The 23,102-nt window shown below is 59.1% G+C and carries 22 protein-coding genes, 1 other RNA gene and 1 CRISPR repeat array; of the genes, 3 read left to right on the top strand and 20 right to left on the bottom strand.

The genetic code is table 11. The features are described 5' to 3' along the window. Nucleotides 1-8: 8 nt before the first annotated feature. On the bottom strand, nucleotides 9-626 hold the full coding sequence (gene yczE, locus AFK67_RS22500) for a membrane protein YczE (RefSeq protein ID WP_007713769.1): 618 nt from the start codon (nucleotides 624-626) through the stop codon (nucleotides 9-11). A gap of 86 nt (nucleotides 627-712) precedes the next feature. Between yczE and yczR the strand changes: the two genes are divergently transcribed. After that, on the top strand, nucleotides 713-2,137 hold the full coding sequence (yczR, locus tag AFK67_RS05255; RefSeq protein ID WP_007713770.1) for a MocR-like transcription factor YczR: 1,425 nt from the start codon (nucleotides 713-715) through the stop codon (nucleotides 2,135-2,137). A gap of 249 nt (nucleotides 2,138-2,386) precedes the next feature. On the opposite strand, the gene AFK67_RS05250 is transcribed toward yczR, so the two are convergent. The 13 genes from AFK67_RS05250 to AFK67_RS05200 all read right to left on the bottom strand — a co-directional run bounded on the left by AFK67_RS05250 (nucleotide 2,387) and on the right by AFK67_RS05200 (nucleotide 14,732). Continuing rightward, nucleotides 2,387-2,599 carry a hypothetical protein gene (locus tag AFK67_RS05250; protein ID WP_007713772.1) on the bottom strand — a complete coding sequence of 71 codons (213 nt, stop codon included), beginning with the start codon at nucleotides 2,597-2,599 and terminating at the stop codon, nucleotides 2,387-2,389. Further along, nucleotides 2,596-2,847, bottom strand: coding sequence for a hypothetical protein (locus tag AFK67_RS05245; RefSeq protein ID WP_007713774.1), 252 nt, complete (start codon nucleotides 2,845-2,847; stop codon nucleotides 2,596-2,598). Before AFK67_RS05245 ends, AFK67_RS05250 begins: the two co-directional genes overlap by 4 nt. Before the next feature lie 300 nt (nucleotides 2,848-3,147). Then, nucleotides 3,148-3,244, bottom strand: an RNA gene (gene ffs / locus AFK67_RS21560) — signal recognition particle sRNA small type. A 252-nt stretch (nucleotides 3,245-3,496) separates the two neighbouring features. Beyond that, nucleotides 3,497-3,958 carry a DUF3828 domain-containing protein gene (locus AFK67_RS05240; RefSeq protein WP_007713776.1) on the bottom strand — a complete coding sequence of 154 codons (462 nt, stop codon included), beginning with the start codon at nucleotides 3,956-3,958 and terminating at the stop codon, nucleotides 3,497-3,499. A 1-nt stretch (nucleotide 3,959) separates the two neighbouring features. Beyond that, nucleotides 3,960-4,319 (bottom strand): hypothetical protein, encoded by a 360-nt coding sequence (locus AFK67_RS21555; RefSeq protein WP_071602753.1) that lies wholly within the window; start codon nucleotides 4,317-4,319, stop codon nucleotides 3,960-3,962. A gap of 414 nt (nucleotides 4,320-4,733) precedes the next feature. Next, nucleotides 4,734-5,800: direct repeats of the CRISPR family, unit length 29 nt; unit sequence CGGTTTATCCCCGCTCGCGCGGGGAACAC. A gap of 96 nt (nucleotides 5,801-5,896) precedes the next feature. Continuing rightward, entirely contained in the window at nucleotides 5,897-6,190 is a 294-nt protein-coding gene (gene cas2e, locus AFK67_RS05235; protein ID WP_007710382.1) for a type I-E CRISPR-associated endoribonuclease Cas2e, read from the bottom strand. Then, entirely contained in the window at nucleotides 6,190-7,107 is a 918-nt protein-coding gene (gene cas1e, locus AFK67_RS05230; protein WP_007710384.1) for a type I-E CRISPR-associated endonuclease Cas1e, read from the bottom strand. Before cas1e ends, cas2e begins: the two co-directional genes overlap by 1 nt. Next, the gene (cas6e, locus tag AFK67_RS05225) at nucleotides 7,104-7,754 is read right to left on the bottom strand and encodes a type I-E CRISPR-associated protein Cas6/Cse3/CasE (RefSeq protein ID WP_007710387.1); all 651 of its coding nucleotides are present in this window, start codon (nucleotides 7,752-7,754) and stop codon (nucleotides 7,104-7,106) included. Before cas6e ends, cas1e begins: the two co-directional genes overlap by 4 nt. Beyond that, the gene (cas5e, locus tag AFK67_RS05220; RefSeq protein ID WP_007710389.1) at nucleotides 7,736-8,488 is read right to left on the bottom strand and encodes a type I-E CRISPR-associated protein Cas5/CasD; all 753 of its coding nucleotides are present in this window, start codon (nucleotides 8,486-8,488) and stop codon (nucleotides 7,736-7,738) included. The genes cas6e and cas5e overlap by 19 nt, the downstream gene beginning before the upstream one ends. 9 nt (nucleotides 8,489-8,497) lie before the next feature. Then, complete coding sequence (gene cas7e / locus AFK67_RS05215; RefSeq protein WP_007710391.1) at nucleotides 8,498-9,571, bottom strand: type I-E CRISPR-associated protein Cas7/Cse4/CasC; 1,074 nt, start codon at nucleotides 9,569-9,571, stop codon at nucleotides 8,498-8,500. A gap of 12 nt (nucleotides 9,572-9,583) precedes the next feature. Then, nucleotides 9,584-10,189, bottom strand: coding sequence for a type I-E CRISPR-associated protein Cse2/CasB (gene casB, locus AFK67_RS05210; protein WP_032966249.1), 606 nt, complete (start codon nucleotides 10,187-10,189; stop codon nucleotides 9,584-9,586). Further along, nucleotides 10,190-11,791, bottom strand: coding sequence for a type I-E CRISPR-associated protein Cse1/CasA (gene casA / locus AFK67_RS05205; protein ID WP_050569281.1), 1,602 nt, complete (start codon nucleotides 11,789-11,791; stop codon nucleotides 10,190-10,192). It abuts the gene before it with no gap. A 307-nt stretch (nucleotides 11,792-12,098) separates the two neighbouring features. Continuing rightward, nucleotides 12,099-14,732, bottom strand: coding sequence for a CRISPR-associated helicase/endonuclease Cas3 (locus tag AFK67_RS05200; RefSeq protein ID WP_007710401.1), 2,634 nt, complete (start codon nucleotides 14,730-14,732; stop codon nucleotides 12,099-12,101). Between the two features lie 221 nt (nucleotides 14,733-14,953). Here AFK67_RS05200 and AFK67_RS05195 point away from each other — a divergent pair, with 221 nt between their 5' ends. Next, nucleotides 14,954-15,265: an MGMT family protein gene (locus tag AFK67_RS05195; RefSeq protein WP_007710404.1), complete on the top strand. Its 312-nt coding sequence runs from the start codon at nucleotides 14,954-14,956 to the stop codon at nucleotides 15,263-15,265. Between the two features lie 31 nt (nucleotides 15,266-15,296). Here the strand turns inward: AFK67_RS05195 and AFK67_RS05190 are convergent, their stop codons facing one another. Continuing rightward, on the bottom strand, nucleotides 15,297-15,869 hold the full coding sequence (locus AFK67_RS05190) for a YbaY family lipoprotein (protein ID WP_007710406.1): 573 nt from the start codon (nucleotides 15,867-15,869) through the stop codon (nucleotides 15,297-15,299). 223 nt (nucleotides 15,870-16,092) lie between these two features. Between AFK67_RS05190 and tesB the strand changes: the two genes are divergently transcribed. Next, entirely contained in the window at nucleotides 16,093-16,953 is an 861-nt protein-coding gene (gene tesB / locus AFK67_RS05185; protein ID WP_007710408.1) for an acyl-CoA thioesterase II, read from the top strand. A 187-nt stretch (nucleotides 16,954-17,140) separates the two neighbouring features. On the opposite strand, the gene amtB is transcribed toward tesB, so the two are convergent. The 5 genes from amtB to AFK67_RS05160 form a co-directional block, all read right to left on the bottom strand. Beyond that, the gene (amtB, locus tag AFK67_RS05180; protein WP_007710410.1) at nucleotides 17,141-18,427 is read right to left on the bottom strand and encodes an ammonium transporter AmtB; all 1,287 of its coding nucleotides are present in this window, start codon (nucleotides 18,425-18,427) and stop codon (nucleotides 17,141-17,143) included. A 31-nt stretch (nucleotides 18,428-18,458) separates the two neighbouring features. After that, on the bottom strand, nucleotides 18,459-18,797 hold the full coding sequence (gene glnK, locus AFK67_RS05175) for a P-II family nitrogen regulator (protein WP_007673733.1): 339 nt from the start codon (nucleotides 18,795-18,797) through the stop codon (nucleotides 18,459-18,461). A gap of 231 nt (nucleotides 18,798-19,028) precedes the next feature. Next, the gene (locus AFK67_RS05170) at nucleotides 19,029-20,807 is read right to left on the bottom strand and encodes a SmdB family multidrug efflux ABC transporter permease/ATP-binding protein (RefSeq protein WP_038884072.1); all 1,779 of its coding nucleotides are present in this window, start codon (nucleotides 20,805-20,807) and stop codon (nucleotides 19,029-19,031) included. Continuing rightward, nucleotides 20,800-22,575: a SmdA family multidrug ABC transporter permease/ATP-binding protein gene (locus tag AFK67_RS05165; protein WP_007710414.1), complete on the bottom strand. Its 1,776-nt coding sequence runs from the start codon at nucleotides 22,573-22,575 to the stop codon at nucleotides 20,800-20,802. The genes AFK67_RS05170 and AFK67_RS05165 overlap by 8 nt, the downstream gene beginning before the upstream one ends. A gap of 57 nt (nucleotides 22,576-22,632) precedes the next feature. Next, entirely contained in the window at nucleotides 22,633-23,094 is a 462-nt protein-coding gene (locus tag AFK67_RS05160; RefSeq protein ID WP_004387554.1) for an Lrp/AsnC family transcriptional regulator, read from the bottom strand. Nucleotides 23,095-23,102: the final 8 nt, after the last annotated feature.

Here is a 23,102-nt window from a genome sequence, read left to right as displayed (position 1 = left end):
AGACGATCTTAACCTTTCTCAACCGCCGGGACGCCCGGCGCTGCAGGCTTTACGCGCCGCACCTGTAACCACGGCAGGCAGAGCTGAATAAGCGGCCCGATCGTAAGCGCGTACACCACGGTGCCGATGCCGAGCGTGCCGCCCATCGCCCAGCCCGCCAGCAGCACCGACACTTCAATCGCGGTACGCACGCTGCGCACCGACCAGCCGGTGCGAGCGTTAATGCCGGTCATCAGGCCGTCGCGCGGGCCCGCGCCGAAGCCCGCGCCGATATACATGCCCGTTGCGAGCGCGTTGACCACTACGGCCGCCACCAGTAGCACGCTGCGTACCGCGAGCGACGACGGCGCAGGCAGCACGGCAAGCGCCGCATCCGCCGCAAGACCTATCATGATGACATTACTGATAGTGCCAAGCCCCGGCTTCTGGCGCAGCGGCACCCAGAGCAGCAGCACCAGTACGCCAACGCCGATAATCACCACGCCAATATTCAGCGACAGCAGCCGCGCCAGGCCCAGGTGAAACACGTTCCACGGATCGGTGCCGAGATTGGACCGCACAAACATCGCGGTCGACACGCCATACAGCGCGAGCCCGACATACAGCTGAAGTAAACGACGCCACATACTTTTATCCTCGCCAGTAAATTGGCTACTACTTTAAAGCCAGCGGGCCTAAGATTAAGGTCCAGTTTCAACAAAGTGGACTGCTTATGAATACGCGTCGCACCGGCTCGGCCTCCCTGCTGCGCCTGCTTGGCCGCTGGCAGCAGGAGCATTCCCGCCTGCCGGTTTATCGTCAGCTGGCGCAGGCGCTGCGGCTGGTTATCCTCGACGGGCGGCTGCCGCTCGCCAGCCGTCTGCCGGGCGAGCGCGAACTCGCGGGCGCGCTTGGCGTCAGCCGAACCACCATCGCCAGCGCGCTGGGGCTTCTGCGTGATGAAGGTTTTTTGATAAGCCGCCACGGCGCGGGCTCCGCTATCGCCCTACCGGCGGGCAGCGCCTCGGTGCCGACGCTCACCGGCAGCGGCGGCGCGCTCGATCTCTCCACCGCCGCGCTCAGCGCCGGGCCGGAGGTGCTGGAAGCCTGCCAGCGCGCGGTCGCGCAGCTCCCCGATTATCTTAGTCATACGGGCTACGATCCGCACGGACTGCTGCGGCTGCGCGAGATTATCGCCGCCCGCTACGGCGCTCGCGGCCTGCCCACCAGCGCCGATCAGGTAATGCTGGTCAACGGCGCGGTGAGCGGGTTCGCGCTTGTGCTGCGGCTGCTGACCGGCCCCGGCGACCGGGTGGTGGTCGATAACCCCACCTATCCGCTCGCCATCGCCGCCATTCGCGGCGCGTCGTGCCGCCCGGTGCCGGTGTCGATGACAGCGCAAGGGTGGGACCCGGACGGCCTCGCGGCCACGTTTGCCCAGACGTCGCCGCGCCTTGCGTATCTCATTCCCGATTACCACAATCCGACCGGCTGCTGCATGGATGCCGCGACGCGCGAGCGCGTGGCCGCCGCTGCCGCCGCCAGCCGCACAACGCTGGTGGTGGACGAGACGATGGTCGACCTCTGGTATGAAAACGCCCCGCCGCCGCCGCTTGCCGCGTTCGGCGCAGAGCATGACGTCATTACGCTCGGGTCGGCGGGTAAAAGCTTCTGGGGCGGATTGCGGCTTGGCTGGATACGCGCCAGCGCGCGCACTATCGCCTCGCTGGTTCAGATGCGCGACACGCTCGATCTCGGTTCGCCGCTGCTGGAGCAACTCGCCGTCGCCACGCTGATGGAAGATTCCCCGCGCTTCCTGCCGCCGCGCCGTGCCGCGTTAAAAGCGCGTCGCGACGCCTGTCTCGACGCCATGCAACGCTATTTTCCGCAGTGGCGGAGCCAGCGGCCTGAAGGCGGATTATCCTTCTGGGTCGAGCTGCCACGCCCGCTCGCGACGCGTTTTGCCGCCAGCGCCGAGGGGCTCGGCATTCATCTTGGCGCGGGCAACCGGTTCGGCGTGGATGGCGCATTCGAGCGCTATCTGCGTATGCCGTTTACGCTGGAGACCGAACGTCTGGAAGAAGCGTTCAGCCGGTTGCAGCCGCTCTGGCAGCAGCTTATGGAGACGCGCGCGACAACATCGCGTGGGCTGGTATGAGCCACGGGTGATGTCATGTGCGTGAATAAGGTAAGTCTGAAGCACGGGCGCAGAACAGCGCAGTGAAATAAGCAGGAAAAAAACAGATGGCGACCCTTCCGGCTCGCCATAAATTACCGTCATCCGTGACTGCACATGATATGAGATGGTGAGGCGTATTGTTTTATTATGCCGGAGATAATGACGGCGCTTTGTAACAGCGCCGTGTCACGAAGATGATATATTAATGACGAATTTAACAGGCAGGAATTAATGCTGGCGCGGGACGGGGAAACCTTTCAGGGAAATGATAAATTCATTACCCTCTTTTTTAATTTTAGCGCCGGCATCGCACCAGTCTGACGCAATGCGAAAAAACTCATCGCTGCCGACATCCCAGCCCAGACGGACATGTTTTACGTAGCCTGAACGCAGCAGCTCGCACGCTTCCCGGTAGGTTGAAGCTGTAGGGGTGTCTTTCATTTTTTCTTCTTCAGCAGTTTACGTAGCGCTTTGATTTCTTTTACAGAAAGTGGGGAGATATCTTCTTCGGTATGCTGGCTGTCAATCTCTTCGCCGCTTACTGCGTCGTCTTCATCAGCCAGCACCAGCGCTTGGATCAGCAGCTTTTCGGTGGCGGCGCTAAGCGTTTCACTGTTCTGCTCAGCATACTGACGAAGCTTTTCTTTGAGGTCGGTATTAATTTTTACGTTAAGCACCGCAGCAGTCATAGAAAATTCCTTTCTTTTCAGATGAGGGCTATTTAATACCTCAATTGATTATTAAGATCCAGCGCTAAGCTCTTTCTTATAAAAAGACGTTTCAAAAATGAGATATTCGACAGGTGATTATGACAATAAGATGACAGTACAATGACAGTTAAATGAAATTTAAAAGACGAAATAAAATAAATAAAGCGGTGTCGCAGAAATAGATATTTTGCGTCATAGCCGTGAAAAGGCAGTGAGGGATACTCTGAAGGAGAGAAGCGGCAGCATGTTGTCGCGGCGAGCGCCTGAAATGGGTGGGGGCCCTGCCAGCTACATCCCGGCACACACGTCATCTGCCTTGGCTGCTTCCTTCCGGACCTGACCTGGTAAACAGAGTAGCGTTGCGGGAGAACCAACAGGGCCCCCATTGAGAGCGTCGTTAAACGCGCAGGGCGCATTATGTCTGTTGCCCCTGGCGATTGCAACCCAACGCGCGCCGGATGTTGGTTTATTGCGCAATCATGGCAAGCGGAGCGTAAAACAGCGCGATTTGAATGAAAAAATGCGCAAAACGTCATCTGTTATGCCTCTGTAGTCTTAATAAAGCGGGGTGAGTACGATAACGGAAAGCGCTATTACGCGCGGTGAGGGCTGTGCAGGTGCCGAGAGCTTATGGCTGGCGCAGTGCTGGCTCGGGCGGTTGCCGCGCAACAGACCGGATTTTCCATCTTCCAGACTCTTTTACCATGCAATCAACCACGCCATGCGTCTGATGCTGGCCGAATGAGACGTACACCTGAGTACAAACGGGATCGTATTCTGCGCCTGTCACTACCGTATGGGATGGCCAGTCAGGCATGATGTCCTGCGCCTTTATAAAAAAGTCAGCATCGTAGAATTCATCGTCGTTATTTCTCGCGTGTCGTAATGTTTCCAGCGTCTCTTTCGCCACGTAGATTTCGATTTCTTTACTGTTAAGCAGATTATCATCCGAATCGTTGAAGTGTTTTATATACCACTGGTTGAATTTGAGCGCGGCCTGTTGCGGCTGTTGCCCGGGAGTGTCATCCCCGGCAAACACGCAAAAACAATATAACGCTGGAATAGCCAGTAAAAGGTTTTTTTTATTCATCTCAGTAATGCCTGTATAGTTTATAAGCTGGTTGTGCTTTTCGATAACTCTCTGCGGGGTAGAGCGTTTTTTGTCGAAAATCGCTTATCCAAATTTGCCCATCATAAATGCATGCATGGCCATCAGGATGGCCGGGTATTGCCTGGATCACCGCCACATCACCAGCAACAGGCTCGCCATAAACCTCATAAAACCCTGGTTTTATCAACGCCTTGCCCATATCTTTTGCTGAGGGTGTGGGATAGATATTTACTCCACCCGCAATAATAGCCTCTTTAACAAAGAGTTCGCATTTATGATGACTTTGGCTATAAGCACGATCACGCACGTGTCTTATCGCCGCATATTTACCCCATGCCATATAAAATTTAATTTTAAAAAAATGATCAGGGGATACTATATGATTTTCGAAAAAAACATTGTAATAAAGCTTTAAAAGCCATTAACTAAAATAAAAATTAGCTATTTTAAGAAGTTTTATCATATTTATAAAAAATAACCACAACTCTAGTTCCCGAAGAATCTAAACCTTCGTTTGAATTATTCCAAAGGTTTCCTTCCCGCTCACGCGGGGAACACGAAATATGGAATTAACCCTTTACGACACGATCCGGTTTATCCCCCGCTCGCGCGGGGAACACGTTGGCTGCAAACTGAGAGTTGAGAGAATCGACGGTTTATCCCCGCTCGCGCGGGGAACACTCCGCCTCCAGCGCCGTGACGTTGTGCTCGCGCGGGGAACACCCGTCTTGGGTGCCGCTCAACTCAATGAATCGCGGTTTATCCCCGCTCGCGCGGGGAACACACAAATCCGTACTCGTTATTTTTGTGATCTGTCGGTTTATCCCCGCTCGCGCGGGGAACACTTACCTGACGGCACCAAATTTGGCGGACAGACCGGTTTATCCCCGCTCGCGCGGGGAACACGTCTGTCGGGTATACGGTTTGAGTCCTTCCATCGGTTTATCCCCGCTCGCGCGGGGAACACAAAGCCGATTTTGATGCTGGCGGGAAAGAATACGGTTTATCCCCGCTCGCGCGGGGAACACACTACGATTGAGCTGGTAGCGGCGCGCGGGTCCGGTTTATCCCCGCTCGCGCGGGGAACACCTCACGGCGGTCAAGGCTCCACTCACGTGGTGCGGTTTATCCCCGCTCGCGCGGGGAACACTCACTAAGCTCAGGGAAGTTCACTAATCGCACCGGTTTATCCCCGCTCGCGCGGGGAACACTGCCCGACGCCCGCGCCCTCCAGAATAGAACTCGGTTTATCCCCGCTCGCGCGGGGAACACCCCCGGGCCTTTTCGCGACGTGGGAGCTTATCCGGTTTATCCCCGCTCGCGCGGGGAACACGCACCTGGCGTTACAGCCAGGGTATTTATCGCCGGTTTATCCCCGCTCGCGCGGGGAACACCGAATTCGGTACTGCTGCACAACACGACGTAACGGTTTATCCCCGCTCGCGCGGGGAACACGAAGAAGTATTCTCTGACGACTCATTATCAACCGGTTTATCCCCGCTCGCGCGGGGAACACGGTAATGCCGACAAAGGTCCGTTATATGGTCACGGTTTATCCCCGCTCGCGCGGGGAACACCATGATGGCTGGACTTTGCATCAACCAGCCATCGGTTTATCCCCGCTCGCGCGGGGAACACATCCAGCAAAGCCTGGCTTACACAAATGCGCACGGTTTATCCCCGCTCGCGCGGGGAACACTCAAGCGGGTATCCGAACTCGCTATACAAACGCGGTTTATCCCCGCTCGCGCGGGGAACACCGCCTGTTTTACAACTGGATGACTGGTAATCCCGGTTTATCCCCGCTCGCGCGGGGAACACTCTAAAACTATATCACTGTTCTATATGGAAATTTTTCACACCCAACAATCCACCAACTTTTTTATTACATCTCCATATTTTTAAAGAGCAGTTAACCTACTGATTCTGAAGGGGTAAAAATGAGACAAGGCGCAGGCCGTCTAAATCCACCGGAATACGTCGGTTAACGCCATACGTCTGGAAATCGAAGCCGGATTCATTATTCGTAGCCCAGGCCATCGCGACATTGCCCTCTTCCGCGAGCTCGGTTATCTGATGCCAGATCATTTCACGTACCCGCTTCGAGACGTCGCCGACATAAACCCCGGCGCGCAGTTCAAGCAGCCAGATAGCGAGCCGCCCGCGCAGTCTCGGCGGCACGTTTTCGGTGACAACCATCAGCATGCTCATTAGCGGCTCCTGAAGCCCGCTTCAGCCAGCGAATCCGCCAGTGGAATAGCAGGCGGCAGCATATCCGCCGCGGGCTGCGGCGGTTCGATGTCGCCGGCCGCCAGCACCTCTTCAATAAGCGGAATCAGCTTGCCGGTCAGCTTTTCGCTACGAAAAATATCCCGGCACGCCAGACGCACATCGCGGTCAGGTTGCTCGGGGTGACGTGCGGCAATCTCAAACGCTTTAGGCACGACGGCATCAAATTTAATGATGTCTGCGATGTCGTAAACGAACGAGAGCGGCTTGCCGCTGTGAATAAAACCAATCGCGGGCGCGTAGCCTGCCGCCAGCACCGCCGCCTCGCTGATGCCGTATAAACAGGAGGTGGCGGCACTGATGCACTGATTGACGATATCGCCCTTCTCCCAGTCTTTCGGATCATAATTACGCCCGTGCCACTTTACGCCGTAGCGCTTTGCAAGCAGGGCGTAAGTCTGGCGCACTCTGGCCCCTTCAATCCCGCGCAGCTGTTCGACCGAACGGCGCTCAGGCGGCGGCTCGCCAAAGCGCAACGCATACATTTTGCGAACCACTTTCAGGCGCAACGTCTCGTCAAGCGCGAGCTTCGCCTGGTAGAGCAGCTTGTCAGCGCGCGCGCCGCCAGGCTGCCCGGACGCGTACAGGCGCACGCCCGCCTCGCCGACCCACACCAGCAATGTCCCGACCTGGGCGGCGAGCCGGATAGCCGCATGAGAAACCCGCGTGCCCGGCTCCAGCATAATGCAGGCGACAGCGCCTACCGGCACATGCGTGCGCACGCCGGTTTTGTCCACCAGCACGAAAGCGCCATCCAGAACATCAAGATGGCCGTACTGAAGGAAGATCATCGACGTGCGATCTTTGAGCGGGATCGGGTTTAACGGGACAAAACTCATGCGCCATTGTCCGGTTTGATAAGCATCAGCCCACAGCCGAAGGCGCGACATTTACCAAAGCCCGCCGCGATGCTCGCCATAAACTGCGCCGGATCGGTGACGATGAGCGTGCCGTCATAGTCCACGCAGCTGTACTGGATCAGGGCGCCGCGCCCTTTCGCCACCTGCTGTTGACGATACGCGGTCACTGAAGCCTGCGTGAGCTGAAAGCCGCTTTTTTCGCCCTGCGCGGCAAGCCAGCTAAGCGCTGCCTGCTCCTGGAGCGTCCACAGCTCACCCGTCTGGGCGTTGCGCTTCCACTCATGCTTCGCATTCATCAGCACGTCGTGGCGCTTACCGTTGCGGGTGACGACGGGGTTTGCCCGAAGCGTAAAGCGTAACGCCATGCCCGGCTGCGGCGTTGAGGCGAAAGCGCGCGTCTGCACCTCAAACAGCGGATGCGAGCGCACCGGCGCGCTCGCTGACAGCAGATAAAAGCAGAAGCCGGTCTGTAACGTCTCGCGACGATAAAGATACTGGCGCTGCGCCACATCGGGGAACAGCTCCCACAACCACTGGTGCATGACATATTCGCCCCGCGCCATCATGTCCATTAGCCGTTGCGGGGTCAGCCTGGCGGTGGGAAGCGTTATTTTTGAGAGATACATGTTGCCTCCGGCGTCAGTCGTCCTTGTTTTACCGTGCGGATGCCGAAATCCCAGCGCCGACGGCTGAGCGGCTGATCGCGCCAGGTCTGGAGTTCATCAGCCTCAAGACCGACGTGATCGCCCTCCCACCAGAGATGCGGATAATAATGTGCAAGCTGTTTAAGCGCTGGCGACAGCTCGCCTAGCGCGGCGCCGTAGCCTGCCTGCGCCTCACGCAGTACCGTCGCCGCGTCGCCGTCATGCAGCTGTGGCCAGAGCGGCAGTCCGAGCGGATGGCTTTTGCGACCGAGGTAGAGCGGAAACACAGGCGTCAGTAACGCCGCCTGCAATGCCTCCAGCGTATAAGGCGCGCCCGGCGTTGCCGCTACCGCCACCAGCCAGTAGCCGTCGGCGTAGTAATCGCGACGGGAAAGCGTGGTTTCGAGCATAAGCTTGTCGCGCAACTCGTCTTTACGGGTGAAGTAGCGCACCTTGCGGGCTTCGTGCGGGACCTGGACCGTGTGGTAATCCCGCGCCCAGGCGGCGCCATCCCCGGCGCAGACAATAAATTGATAGTGCTGATTGAGCGCGTTGAGCGCCGCGTCGTCATCGCGTCGGATGCCGAGTGCGGCGGCAAGCAGGCCCAGCAGCGCCGATCGCCCCGGTAGCGCGCGCGAATGGCGCACTTCGCCGACGGCGATCTCCCCCCAGGACGCCATCGCCCCCTGGAGCTGGAAAATAAGATAGCGGTTCATGATCGCCCCTTATGCGCTGATGAAATCCAGCAGTTGCGCGACGGAGCCTTCGCCTTTCACGCCATGCAGAACAGCGCACGGGGTCTGCTGCCCGCCGTAGACGTTATTCATGTTGTCGCGAAGCGTAGTAATGCGGCGCACGGCCTCTTCCAGCTGGTCAGTCCCGGTGACCGGTTCCCAGAATGCGGCGGCCAGCGAACGCGGCTGTTCGGTGCTTTTTTCCGCGAGCGCCCAACTGGCGTAAGCGCGGGAGGCGAAGCTGTTCTGTTTGCCGGTGGGTGAGATTTTCATCGTGCATTCGCCGAGCGCGCGCAGCGTTTTCGCGAGCAGCCGTTCGTCGCCGTTAAGGTTTTCCAGCAGGCGATCGCGGTCGATACACAGATAGGTGTAAAACAGCGCCGAGCCGAAACCGAGCTCGCCGATATGCCCCGCCCCGGCCTCTTCCGCTGATGCCTGGCGCAGATCGTCAACGGCCGTGAAGAAATCGTCTTCCAGCAGAGACTCGCTAACGCCGAACGCATGGGCGACCTGACACGCCGCCTCGATATTGTGCTCAGGCGATGAGGCGAGCATGCGGCCAAACAGCGCAATATCGACGGCCATTGCGTCTTTGCGCAGGAAAGAAAGCTCCTCTGGTAACGGGCCGCGGTTCTCTGTCGCCAGCGTGCGGGCCAGCGCCTGCACGGCCTCTCTTTCCGTCGGGCTGACATGGGCGAGCTGCTCGGTTTCCGTGTTGATGAGCGGATCTTTCGCCAGCCTGTTCTTATCTTTTTCACTTTTCACTTTACCGAAGCAACCGGCAATAGCGCCGCCCCACTCAACGGCTTTGGTTGCCCCTACGCCGCCTTCCAGCATGATTTCCGCCGCCTCGCGACCAATACGCGCGGTGCGGGTGCCGATATGGCCGCTGAGCGCCTCCTCAAAGAGCGCGGAGGTACGCCAGGCGCGCTTAAGGCTTTGCGAGGAGATGCGCAGCCGCGATGCGCCGCCAATGGTGACGGTTTTCGGCGCGCCGGTGTCGTCGCGGTTCAGGTTGGCGGCAGGGTAAGCAGTTAAGAGATGAAGCTGAATAAATGTGGTCATCGCGAATGTTCCTTATTCCTGAGTGGTGGCCGTTTCGGCCGGTAAGTCGTTAGTGACGGCATCCGGCGTATCTGACGCCGTGCCCGCCATGTAATAGTCGAGCGCCCAGCGCACGCGAATGTATTCGGTCGGGGTACGCTTTTGTGCCGCGTGGCGCTCGCGTTCGTCTTCTTCCGCGCACCAGCGAAATACGCCTTCCGCGAGATCCGGTAGATTGACCGTGCCGCCGAGCAACTGCACCGCGCGGCGCAGCTGGCGGAAAAGCTCTTCCTGCGAGTGCGCCTGGTTCAGCCGCCGAAAGCGCAGTTCAGACATCACCGGATTGTTGCCACTGATTTGCCCGAGCTGCGCGGCAAAAGAGTGGCGCGTCTCGATGCTTTTGACGTGGGCGGCCAGCCCCGCGACGATGCCGAGCGCGTAGAAGCGCCACTCCCGTCCCGGAACGTTCCAGAGTGACGGGACACGCGCGGTCAGCACCCGAAACCCTTCACTGAGCCAGACGTCAGAAAGCGTATGACTGCGCCGCAAGCTGGCGCGCAACCGTCGTCCCTGCTGTTCATTGATGAGCGAATGCCACTTCAGCAGCGATTCGCGGTGCGCCTGCGATAACATGCTCACTTAATTTGCCTCCTGCGTTTTTTTCGCCCGCGCGCCTTTCGCCGCAGGCTTCGCTTTCGTCTGCGTGAAAAACTTTTTGCGGGCTTTCATGATGTCTGAGAATTCCGTGCGCTCCTGTGGGTTGGTCAGGGCGCGTTCATCGAAGTAGCTACGGGTATAGCGCCAGATATCGCTGTTCCAGGCGCTGAGCAGGGCGCGGTTATCGCCGGATTCATCGGTTTTCACCGCCTCGACCAGCGCCAGAAACCGCGGCTGCGTCTGCTGCCAGAAGTCGATATCGATAAAGCTAAAATCGCCGCGCGCGGTCGCGCCTTCGCCATACCACGCCTCTTTTAGCGCGCTGCGTAATTTACTGAGCATCAGCGTGGCGACACGCGCGGCGTCGCTCAGGGTCTGGCGGACAAACGGCTGTCGTGGTTCAGGGATTTGCAGAAAGGGCAGATGGTGCTCATACCAGCAGCGGGCCTTCATGTTGTCGAAATCGTAACCAAAGCACCACAAGCCGGTTTCCGCGTTATCGAGCCGTTGCTGCTGGCGAATTTTCACCACGCTGGCGGGCTGCTCCCGGTTGTTGTCGCTTTCGCTCTCCATCATCAGCCCCAGCCAGTCACGCCAGAGCAGGCCGCCCGGCTGACCTTTAACGGAGAACATCTCGCCGCCCTCTTTTTTGGGAATGCGATGCGGCGTGAGCGGGTGCATCCAGCCGACATAGTTAACGCCGTAGTTTTTTACCGTCATCGACGTTAACAGCGCCTCGCCCGGCTCGCCGCAAAGGTCGCAATGGCCCGGCTGCGTTGCAGAGAAATCGATACGGATACGGCGCGGCATGCCCCAGTACGCCTGGAGCCCGTCGACCTGCTCCGGCGTTACGATAGCTTTTTCGCTGGTACGGGTTGGCGCAAGCCACGGGAAGATACGGGCGTCATAATTCGCAGGCCGGGGCAAGCGGCTTTCACGCTGCGGCATCACGTTGAGCCATAGCCTGCGCCACAGCGACGGAGCCTCGCTGTTATAGCGGTGAAGTTCCAGCAAAGTAGTCATCGGCCCGCCGCCGCGCAGCCCTGTGCGGTAGCCTTTACCGCCTGATGGCGCGTTTAACTGCAGGGAAAAGAGCGCCAGCGCGGCGCAGTGCGGGCAGAATTTCTCGGTCATGCCGCGCTTAATAAAATGGTCTTTATTGAGCTTTAACGTCTGGGCGCCCGGCGTTTCCGGCAACAGCTGCGCCAGTGGCACGCTTTCACCCTCCAGCGGCTCGAAATCCTGCATGAATGAGGGCGTGTCGGGCCCGAACTCAAACAGCGGCGCAAGCGGTTCAAGGGCCTGGCGAATCATCGCGGCGGTTAAGCCCGCCTCCCAGATATCCTCCCAGCTTTCAGCGTCTTTCGGGGCAAGCGCCGTTTGCAGCACGCCGAGCAAAAACTGCCAGGCGGCGCCCTGAAAATCCGGGCGGGGTAAAACCAGATCCAGAATATTGTCATCGGCCAGATCCAGCGGCGCGATTTTCCCGCGGGTGCCGTCGCGGTAAATAACGGGGAGCCATTTTGTGGTGATTAATGAATGCAAAATACATCCCTCCTCTGCCTGCGAATAATTCACAGGCATGCTTTCACGAATAATTTAAAAAGCGGACAGTGGATACTAAAAAAATTAAAAGACAGGTGTTTCACCTGCCAGAAAATGGACACTCACAAAATACTCCCAAAGAGAGATGAGTTGCCCCGGCACAATTCTTAAAATCATTAAAGAAATAACAAAACAAAAATTACACCTTTTGCGTTTGCTTCGTAGCAGTTAATCTTGCCTCGTTCCCTGTGGGATAAACCGGTGTATTTTTTCTCCTGGTGTTTAACCGTTCCCCGCGAGCGCGGGGATAAAAACCCCAGGGCACTCGCCCTGGGGTTTACCGCGCTTACGCCTCACCGATAAGCCCCTCTTTGGCGGAATAGCCGCCCGGCAGCAGAATCACCACCGCCTCCGGTTTACGCTGCGCGCTGCACCACTGAGAGAGCGCCTCGCCGCAAAGCAGCGTGAACTCGCCGCGGTGCTTGTCCCACCAGCTTTTGCGCACGCGCAGCGCACTCATCTCCCAGGCGTTATCGCCCTGCGCGTAGGGCGTTATGCCTTGAGGAATCTCCCTGGCCAGCCAGAGATCGGTTGTAAGTTCGCCAATACGGGTCGAGACGTCTGACCCCCATAGCTCCGCGCTCTCAACGCTGTAGCCAACGTTGAGGGAAATTTCATACTTGCTCGCAATGGCGCGCTGGTTGTAATAGTCGGCCAGCGCGGCGTCTTCAGAACGCTTCATACCTTCCGGCACGTCAATTTCTTCACCATACACGGCTTCAATTAACAGACGCGCCGCCTCCGGCATGCGTATTTCGCCCTGTTCGCGCAGCACGCGCTGGGTCAGCCACAGCTTGGAATGCGCCGGATATACGTAACTGGTATTACGCATCGCGGCAGAAAGCCAGGTTTTATCCGGCTGCGCCTGCCAGCGGGGTGCCAGAATATCCAGACGTGGCGCAGGGCGTTCATCTGCGCCGGTTAATTTAAGCTGCCCTTGTTTATCACGAGTATGCCGCTGCAAACGCCCGGCGCGCTGAATTAATAAATCGACCGGCGCGAGGTCGCTAATTAAATAATCCAGATCGATATCGATGGATTGTTCTATTACTTGGGTGGATATAATTACCTTACCGCTTCGATTAACCGCATTTTCTTTTCCGAACCATTCCAGGGTTGCTTCTTCCTTTTTATTTCTGTCGATAAACGCAAAGCGGCTATGAAATAAAATAATATTCTCCTCCGGGATATTCCCTCGGCGAATTAATTCCCGATAGCTGTTCACCGCATCGTCAACGGAATTTCGTATCCAGCCGATACAGCCGCCTTCGCGCGCCACCCTTTCGATTTTATCGAGGCACGCGGCTTCATCCGCCATCCAGCCGATGCCAACCCGCCGCTGCACCTGTGCGCGCGTCGCGACGCGCTGCCCGTCAATGCCCTGCGCGTGCAGATGCGTGACCCACGGGTAGTCGTCAGGCCCGAGGCGGGGCGATTCACGCGTGGTGTTAAGCCCTTTATAAAAAGCGGCGATTAAGCGGTCGCGCTGGGCCTGCGAAAGCGTGGCGGAAAGCAAAATCGTGGCGCAGCCGCTGGCGGCCCGTACCTCCACCAGCTTTTCCAGGAGATGAGACATATACGCATCGTAAGAGTGGATTTCATCGGCGATGAGCACTTTATCGGTCAGGCCCAGCAGGCGCAGATTCTGATGCTTAAACGCCATGACCGCCATCATGGCCTGGTCGAGCGTGCCGACGCCGGTTTCCGCCAGTAGTGCCTTTTTCGGCGACCCGGCGAACCAGGCGGCGCAGCCCTCAAACGCAGAGGCTTCGTCGCCGGATTCATTGGGTAAGAGCTCGCTCGCCCAGAGGGAGGCATTGAAACTCGCGGACAGTTTGCGGGCGCTGTGCGCCAGTACCAGGCTCGGATGACTGCCTTCACGGTAGAGCCGTAACCAGGCGCGCTCCATCCGCGCATACATCGCATTGGCCGTTGCCATCGTCGGCAGGCCGATATAGAGCCCGCGCGCCTGCCCCGCCGCCATGAGCCGGTGCGCCAGCACCAGCGCCGCTTCCGTCTTACCGGCCCCGGTGACGTCTTCCAGAATAAACAGATGCGGGCCGGACGTATTGATAGTGAGTTCCAGCGCGTGTTGCTGAAGCGGCGTCGGCGCGGTAATAAAGGGAAAAAGCGTGTCGATGCCCTTAAACGGCGCGACGTCGCTTACGGGCGGCAGCAGGCGAAGCGCGTTTTGCGCCTGCGCGACGGCTCGCGCCCAGTAGTTCGCAAGCGGCATCTCTCCGGCTACCCACGGGAAAAAGTGGTTGCCGGAACCGACCCAGTCCGCCAGCACAACCAGCGCCGAGACCCGCCAGCTTTGCGGTAAAAATGATTCACGCCAGGAGGCGTCGTTCCACGTCTGCGGCAGCGTAACAGCCGGAAACAGCGTCTGCACCGCCCGAGCAAAGGCCTGCGCGGCCTCGATATCCTCCGCCAGGAAATCGTTATGGCAATTCTCATACGACACCGGCTTGCCGTGGTGCCCCATCACGGTGGGAATCCAGCGATCCAGCACACGTTTACGCTCGCGCGCCGACAGCGGGCCTGTAACGCTCTGCGCCGCGGTATCGCCGAGGTGATGCCGCCACAGCCACGTCCCCGTCACGGTGTGATGATGATGGCTGTCGCTGACGTCTCGCTGGCCGTGATCCAGCGCCTCATGGGTATATTTTTGCTGAAACAGACGTGAAAACTTGCCAATATCATGCCAGCACAGCAGCCAGGCGAAAAACGTCGCCGCCGTCTCGCGTTCGTTAATGCCCAGCGCGGCGAATAGCGAGGCGGCGTTAAAGCGGTTTTCCATCACCATCACGTAACCGCAGGCGGCCACGTCCAGCGAGTGCCACTGCAGTAAATGATATTCATCGCCCTGATGATTCTCACCTTGCCGGGCTTTTCCCCAGTACCATAAACTGTTCATAAATCAGTCCTTTGAAAAAGATGGGCGTTATTCTGCGGCGGGTTCCGAAAACGTACTGTGAGCGCAAGCGTATTTCCCTTTTCGGCTAAAAAACCATTAATTACAAATAATTACGCGGATTCCATTCACCAAAATGATATTGACCGCGCGACGTTTTCACTCATAGTTGCCCTTCTGGCCGCGCATTCTTATGCTTACACCCTGACTGACAGGAGCCCCCCATGCACAACCACGACACCTTCCCACAACGCGTTTACCAGATTGTCGCCGCGATCCCCGAAGGGTGCGTCACAACCTATGGCGAAGTGGCAAGGCTTGCAGGTTCGCCGCGAGCGGCGCGTCAGGTGGGCGGCGTGTTAAAGCGTTTACCGGAGGGCAGCGTTTTACCGTGGCATCGCGTGGTGAACCGGCGTGGGGAAATTTCACTGACCGGGCCAGATTTACAGCGTCAGCGCCAGGCGTTGATAGCAGAAGGCGTGCAGGTATCCGGGAAAGGAGAAATCGATTTGTCGCGCTACGGGTGGCGCTACTAAAAAGCGCCTCCGAAGAGGCGCTGTGGCAGGCTTAGTACGTGGTCGGCGCCGGAACGGAGGAGGACGGCGTGACCTGCGTCGGTGAGGTGGACGGTACGGTCGTGACCGCGCCGCCGCCAGACTGTACCGGCACGGCGGTCTGCTGCACCGGCACCAGCGTCAGGTCGATTTTCTTGCCGCCGTCGTTCACCGCTGGCTGTACGCGGTCGGTGATAAACACCAGCTTGTCTTTCACGGTGATCGCGGCACTCAGCAGAATGCGGGCATTCGGCTGAACGTCGGACGGATTAAACGGCAGTACAAAGCTGAACGGCGCCTGTTTACCTTCGGTACGCACCACTTTCTGCGAAATCACTTTAGACGGCGCGTTCGCCTGCGTGGCGTCCGACAGCGTCACGGTCAGCACCGCATCCGGCGGCAGAGCCACTTTCTGGCGGATCCAGACGGTCCCGGAGACATTTGGCTGCTTAATCACTGGTTTTGTTGCGACGCCAGACGTGTTCGGGTTCGGCGCGGGCACGGCGATATCAGCACTTTTATCCTGTGCGCAACCTGCCAGCGCAACGGCAACAGCTAAACCACTTAACATGTGCACGAGTTTCATAGCGTTCTCCTTATTTTCGATGCACCAGTAAGCGCCAGGCACTCACCAGCGTGAGCTCTCACAACATGCTTGTCGTGCTAAGTGTGGCACATATCACTAATTTTCGCCTGGAAACGGGCCGCTATTAAGATTATTGAACCCCTCTGACCAGTTGTCTTTCTGCGTTATAATCGAAATATATTATTCGCACAGCTGTGCATTTCCCCGTATCAGAGGACCCTTTATGAGTCAGGCGCTGAGCAACTTACTGGCGTTATTAAATCTGGAAAAAATTGAAGAAGGGCTCTTTCGCGGACAAAGCGAAGATCTCGGGTTACGGCAGGTGTTTGGCGGCCAGGTGGTCGGCCAGGCGCTTTACGCCGCCAAAGCGACGGTGCCGGAAGAACGTCTGGTGCACTCTTTTCACAGCTATTTTCTGCGCCCCGGCGACAGCCAGAAGCCCATCGTGTATGACGTGGAAGTGCTGCGCGACGGCAACAGTTTCAGCGCGCGGCGCGTGGCGGCTATCCAGCACGGCAAGCCGATTTTCTACATGACCGCCTCGTTCCAGGCCCCGGAAGGCGGTTTCGAGCATCAGAAAACCATGCCCTCTGCGCCCTCGCCCGACGGCCTGAAATCAGAAACGGACATCGCCCGCTCACTGGCGCACCTGCTGCCGCCGCAGGCGAAGGAGAAGTTTTTGTGCGACAAGCCGCTGGAAATTCGCCCGGTGGAGTTTCATAACCCGCTGAAAGGCCATGTGGCGAAGCCGGAGCGTCAGGTGTGGCTGCGCGCCAACGGCCAGATGCCGGACGATATCCGGGTGCATCAGTCGCTGCTCGGTTACGCGTCGGATTTCAATTTCCTGCCGGTGGCGTTACAGCCGCACGGCGTCGGTTTCCTTGAGCCGGGGATGCAGGTGGCGACCATCGACCATTCGATGTGGTTCCACCGCCCGGTCGATATGAACGCGTGGCTGCTTTACAGCGTCGAGAGTACGTCCGCCTCCAGCGCCCGCGGCTTTGTGCGCGGCGAGTTTTATACGCAGGACGGCGTGCTTGTCGCCTCGACCGTGCAGGAAGGCGTGATGAGAAAGCGCGGGTAAGGGCCCTTTGGACGGCGGGTGCGCTGACGCTTAGCCGCCCTACGAATCCCCTCCTGCGAAACCCGCCCCGGGTGAGATGTTCCGGGCTGTAGGGTAGGTTAGCGTGAGCGCACCCACCATTGCCCCTCCCCCATAAAAAAACCTCCCGCATGCGGGAGGTTTTTTATGCTCAGGAGATAACACACTATCAGGCGTTGTAGGCGTTCTCGCCGTGACTGTTCACATCCAGACCTTCGCGCTCCTGCTCTTCGGAGACGCGCAGCCCAACGGTCAGGTCCGCCACTTTGTAGGCGATAAACGCCACCACGCCGGACCACACCACGGTAATGGCGATGCTCTCAAGCTGCACCAGCACCTGATGCCCCATCGTCACGCCTTCGGCAAACCCTACGCCGCCGAGCGATGAAGAGGCGAAGATACCGGTCAGGATGCAACCCACGATACCGCAGACGCCATGCACGCCGAACACATCGCATGGGTCGTCAACGCGCAGCCAGCGTTTGAGCATGGTCACGCCCCACAGGCCCGCAAGCCCCGCCGCGATACCGACAATCAGCGAGCCGCCGACGCCGATGTAACCGCACGCAGGCGTCACGCCGACCAGCCCGGCGATAGCGCCGGAACAGGCGCCCAGCAAAGAAGGTTTGCCGCGCAGCGCCCATTCGCCAAACACCCAGGCGAGGATCGCCGCCGCCGTCGCGACCACGGTATTCACAAAGGCCAGACCGGCGATTTCATTCGCGGCGCTGGCGGAGCCGGCGTTAAAGCCGAACCAACCGAAATAGAGAATAGCGGTGCCGGTAAAGACCATCGGCAGGTTATGCGGTTTGAACGCCTCTTTGCCGAAGCCCACACGTTTGCCGACCAGATACGCGCCCACCAGGCCCGCGACCGCGGCGTTAATGTGCACCACGGTGCCGCCCGCGAAATCCAGCGCGCCGTGAGAAGCCAGCAGGCCGCCGCCCCACACCATGTGCGCGATAGGCACATAGGAGAACGTGAGCCACACCGCCACGAAAATCACCACCGCCGAGAAGCGGATACGTTCCGCCAGCGCGCCGACGATAAGCCCGACGGTAATGCACGCGAAGGAGCCCTGGAACGCGACGTGGATATACTGATAGAAGCTGCCCATCAGGTCCGTGATCTTGATGCCCTTGAGCAGCAGCCAGTCGAGGTTGCCAAAGAAGCTGCCGCCCGCACCGAAGGCCAGCGAGTAGCCGTACACCACCCAGAGCACGCAGACCAGCGCGAAAGCGACGGAGATCTGGGTCAGCATCGAGAGCACGTTTTTCGCGCGGATCAGACCGCCGTAAAAGAGTGCAAGGCCGGGGATCGTCATAAAAAGCACCAGCGCGGTGCTGAGCATCATAAAGGCGTTATCGGCTTTATCCGCCACCGCCGGCGCCGCCAGGGCAAAACCGGGCAGCAACGCAAGCAGGCCGAAACCAGATTTGAGGGCTGTGTGTTTCATCTTTTCCATTCCTGTTACGGTTGGCCAGAAATCAGAGTGCCGCTTCGTCGGCTTCGCCGGTACGAATACGAATCACGCGTTGCAGTTCGGCGACGAAAATTTTGCCGTCGCCAATTTTACCGGTCCACGCGGCTTTGCTGACCACATCGATCACTTCATCCAGCTGATCGTCGGCGATCGCCACGTCGATTTTTACTTTGGGCAGGAAATTCACGCTGTACTCGGCGCCGCGGTAAAGCTCGGCATGGCCCTTCTGGCGCCCGAACCCTTTCACCTCAGTGACGGTCAGGCCCTGAATGCCAATGGTGGAGAGTGCTTCACGCACGTCTTCCAGTTTGAACGGTTTGATTACCACGGTAACCAGCTTCATAGATCCCCTCCAGTCAGAATTGGGTAATGCGGCAGCGATGATAATTGGGTAAAGCAAGCGGCGTGCCAGGAATCAAAAAGCGTGCGGCGACGGCGGGAATGGGGGTAAGGAAGCGCAGCCCAGGCCAGCGGGCGCACGCCAGAAAGCAAAAACGCACCATGCCAGTGCAGGGTGCGTTACATTTTTGCACCACTAACGGGGAGTGTTAGCGGAATGCGTTGTTTTGGTGCATCAGGCGCTGAGTGACTCCTCCTGCGCGGCGGCCTGAAGCTCTTCGCCCGCCAGCTGCAGCTGATACATCTGCCAGTAACGGCCGCGCGCCTCAAGCAACGCCTGATGACTGCCACGCTCCACCGCCTGGCCGCGATGCAGCACCAGAATGGTGTCCGCCTCGACGATCGTCGAAAGACGGTGCGCTATCACCACCAGCGTCGTGTGCTGGCGAATAGCCGCGAGCGCCTGCTGAATCGCCTGCTCGGTGCCGGAGTCGATATTGGCGGTCGCCTCATCAAGAATGAGAATCTGCGGCGCGTCCACCAGCACGCGGGCGAGCGCCAGCAGCTGCTTCTGCCCTACCGAGAGATTATTACCCTGCTCGCCAAGACGCGTGTAAATGCCGTCGCTCATGCCGCGCGCCAGCTCCGCCAGCTGCACGGTTTCGAGCACCGTCCAGACGCGCGCTTCGTCGATGTCGCGCCCGAGCGTCACGTTAGCGAAGAAGGAGTCGGCGAGCACCACCGGGTCCTGCTGCACCATCGCGACGCCCTTACGCAGCACGCCGTGGCTGAGCGAGGCGAGCGGGCGTCCATCCACGCGGATTTCGCCCGCCGTCAGCGGGTAATACCCCATCAGCAGGCTTGCCAGCGTACTTTTGCCGCTGCCGGTATGCCCGACCAGCGCCACAAAGTGGCGGGACGGCACGCAGAGCGAGATATCTTTGAGCACCAATTGATCGTCGCGATAGGCAAAAGAGACGTTATCCACCTCAATAGCCCCGCTCGCCAGCGGGCGCTCGTCCTGTCCGTAATCCTGACGCGGACGGTCCATCAGCTCGAAGACCCGCTCACCCGCCACCAGCGCCTGCTGCAAGATAGACTGTTGCGTCGTCAGCTCAATCAGCGGCTCGTTAAGGCGGCCCAGATAGCTGATAAAGGCATATAGTACGCCCACTTCAATCGTGCCGACGGACGTGAACCCGAACAGCATCAGCAGCCCACACAGTACCAGCGCGGAAAAGAGGCTCAGCAGCGGGCGCAGCAAAAAGCCGTCGAGGCGCAGCGTCTGCATGCGCGCCAGATAGTGCGAATGGCTGGCGGCGTTCATACGCTCGCCAAACCGCGACTGCTGGCGGAACTGCTGAATGACGTTCATGCCGCTGATGACTTCATTAAAGCCGTCGTTGATATCCGCAAGATACGTCCGCACCCGGCGCACAATCGGCGTGCTGTAGCGCTGATAAATGGTCATCACGATAAGCACCGCCGGGAAAATCGTGATGGCCACCAGCGCCATGCGCCAGTCAAGGCTGAACATCGCCACCAGCATCGCGCCGATAAGCGCGGCGCTGCGCAGCACCGTCGCCACCACGGTGACGTAAAGATCGCGGATCACTTCAGTATCGTTGGTGACGCGCGAAATCAGCTGCCCCACCGGCTGGGTGTCGAACGCGCTGAGCGGCTGGCGCAGCGCGGCGTCCATCACATCGGTACGCAACTGTTGCACCACGCCGACCGCCGCCTGGTTAAACAGCAACGCCTGCCAGTAGTGCAGCCCCGCGGCGAGGATTTGCAGCAGCACATATGCGAACGCGAGCCCCGCCACGAGCCCCAGCGGCAGCTGGTTTTTCGCGACAAGATTGTCGATAAAATAACTGATGAGCGCAGGCCCGGTGACTTCCGCCGCCGCCGCCACCCACAGCATGAGCACCGCGCCGCCGAGCGGCTTACGCCACGGCGAGCCGTACGCCAGCAGACGTTTTAACGTCGGCCAGCTCTGTCCCAGATTACGCATTCAGCGCCTCCTCATCGTTCTCGCCCGGCGCGTCATCCAGCGCCGCTTCGAGTTGCTGATAGCGATACATGTCCCGATACCAGCCCGGCTGCGCCGCCAGCGCCTCATGAGGCCCGCGCTGCGCCACCTGGCCGTGCTGAAGCACGAGGATTTCGCTGGCTTCGGTCAGTGCCGAAAGCCGGTGCGCGCTGATGATCACCGTGCGGTTTTCGCCCCACTGGCGCAGGTTATGCAGGATCTGATGTTCGGTGCGTCCGTCGACGGCGGAAAGCGCGTCGTCCAGCACCAGGATCTCCGCCTCCAGCAGCAGCGCGCGGGCAATGGAGATTCGCTGTTTCTGCCCGCCGGAAAGCATCACGCCGCGCTCGCCGACCTGCGTTTCATAGCCCTGCGGCAGACGCAGAATATCGTCATGCACGCAGGCGAGTTGCGCCGCCCGCTCGATGTCGTCGCGCGTCGCGTCGGGCTTGCCGAGCGCGATATTGCTGGCAACCGTATCGGAAAATAAAAATGGCGTCTGGTTAACGACCGCCAGCCGGGCGCGCCACTCGTCGAGGTGCAGGCGCGCGAGCGGGACGCCGTGGAAGGTAATATCGCCCGCGTCGAGATCGAAATGACGCTGGATCAGCGACAGTACGCTGGTTTTCCCCGCGCCTGTCGGGCCGCAGAGCCCCAGCATCTGGCCAGGCTTGAGCGAAAACTGAATATTTTGCAGCGTGGTACGGGCCGCGTGCGGGTAGCGAAACTCGCGGATAGCCACGTTGAGCTCGCCACGCCCGGCAGGCAGCGCCGCCTCGCCGTCCTCCACCACCGGCGCTTCCGCCAGCAGCGCGCGGATGCGGCTGTACGCCGCGCTGCCGCGCTCGACAATGTTAAACATCCAGGCCAGCGCCAGCATCGGCCAGATCATCAGGCCAAGATACATGGTGAAACTGGTGAGCTGGCCGAGCGTCAGCGTGCCGTGCATCACCATCCAGCTGCCGCCGCCGATGGCCAGCAGGTTCGCCATGCCAATGGCGATATAAATCGTCGGGTCGAAACGGGCATCCACGCGCGCCACGCGCAGGTTTTTCACGCCGGTATCGCGCGCGTCTTCGGCAAACAGCGCCGACTGTCTGTCCTCCAGCCCGAACGCTTTGATCATGCGAATGCTGGTCAGGCTCTCCTGAGTGCGGTCATTGAGCGATGAAAACGCCGCCTGCGCGGCTTTGAAGCGGTGATGCAGCTGATCGCCGTAGCGTTTGATGACAATCGCCATCACCGGCATCGGCAGCAGCGCCAGCAGCGTAAGCTGCCAGCTTATCTGGGTAGACATGACGATCAGCACCGCGCAGCCCATCACCAGCGAATCGACGAGCGTCAGCACGCCTTCACCCGCGGCGAACACCACGCGGTCCACATCGTTGGTGGCGCGCGCCATCAGATCGCCCGTGCGGTGGCGTAGATAGAACTCCGGATGCTGACGGCTGAGCTGGTGATAGAAATCGCGCCGCAGCTCGACCGCGAGCTGATAAGACGCGCCGAACAGCAGCACGCGCCAGACGTAGCGCAGCAGATACACCACAATGGCAATCGCCACCAGCAGACCAATCCACAGCAGCACCTGCCGGGTGGTGTAATGGCCCTGGGTGACCCCATCGACAACGTAGCCCACCACTTTTGGCGGCACCAGTTGCAGAATGGCGATAAGAATAAGCAGGGCAACCGCGCCGAGGTAGCGACGCCACTCCCGGCTAAAATACCAGCTTAACTGAGCAAATAATCGCACGCGAAATTCCTGATTGGTATGATGATAAAGCGCGGGCGTCGTGGCGAGCCAGACGGTTCAGCGCTTAAGCGGCAGGGCTGTGGTGTATTTTATCTGCTCCATCGCGAAGCTCGAAGTGACATCTGACAGCCCCGGCACCCGGTTAACCAGACGTTTATAAAAGTCGTCATAGCTTTTCATATCGGCTACCTGTACCCGCATAAGGTAGTCGTATTCGCCCGCCATGCGCCAGAAACCGAGCACTTCCGGCATCTCTTCCACCACCGCGACGAACTGACTGTACCAGTCGCTGCTGTGATGCTGCGTTTTAATCAGCATAAAGGCGGTAAGGCCGAGGCCGAGTTTTTCCGGGTCGAGCAGCGCGACGCGCTTAATAATATAGCCGTCATCCTCAAGCCGCCGGAGCCGCTTCCAGCAGGGCGTCGTTGTCAGATTAACGGCATCGGCGAGCGCCTGCAAAGAAAGCGTCGCGTCTTCCTGAAGCAGCGCCAGCAGCCTGCAATCAATTTTATCTAACATTGCCGATT

Source organism: Cronobacter dublinensis subsp. dublinensis LMG 23823, from assembly GCF_001277235.1.
In the GTDB taxonomy this organism is placed as follows: domain Bacteria; phylum Pseudomonadota; class Gammaproteobacteria; order Enterobacterales; family Enterobacteriaceae; genus Cronobacter; species Cronobacter dublinensis.
The sequence above is the reverse complement of the archived record's forward strand: the minus strand, read 5'-3'. Positions and strand labels throughout refer to the sequence as shown.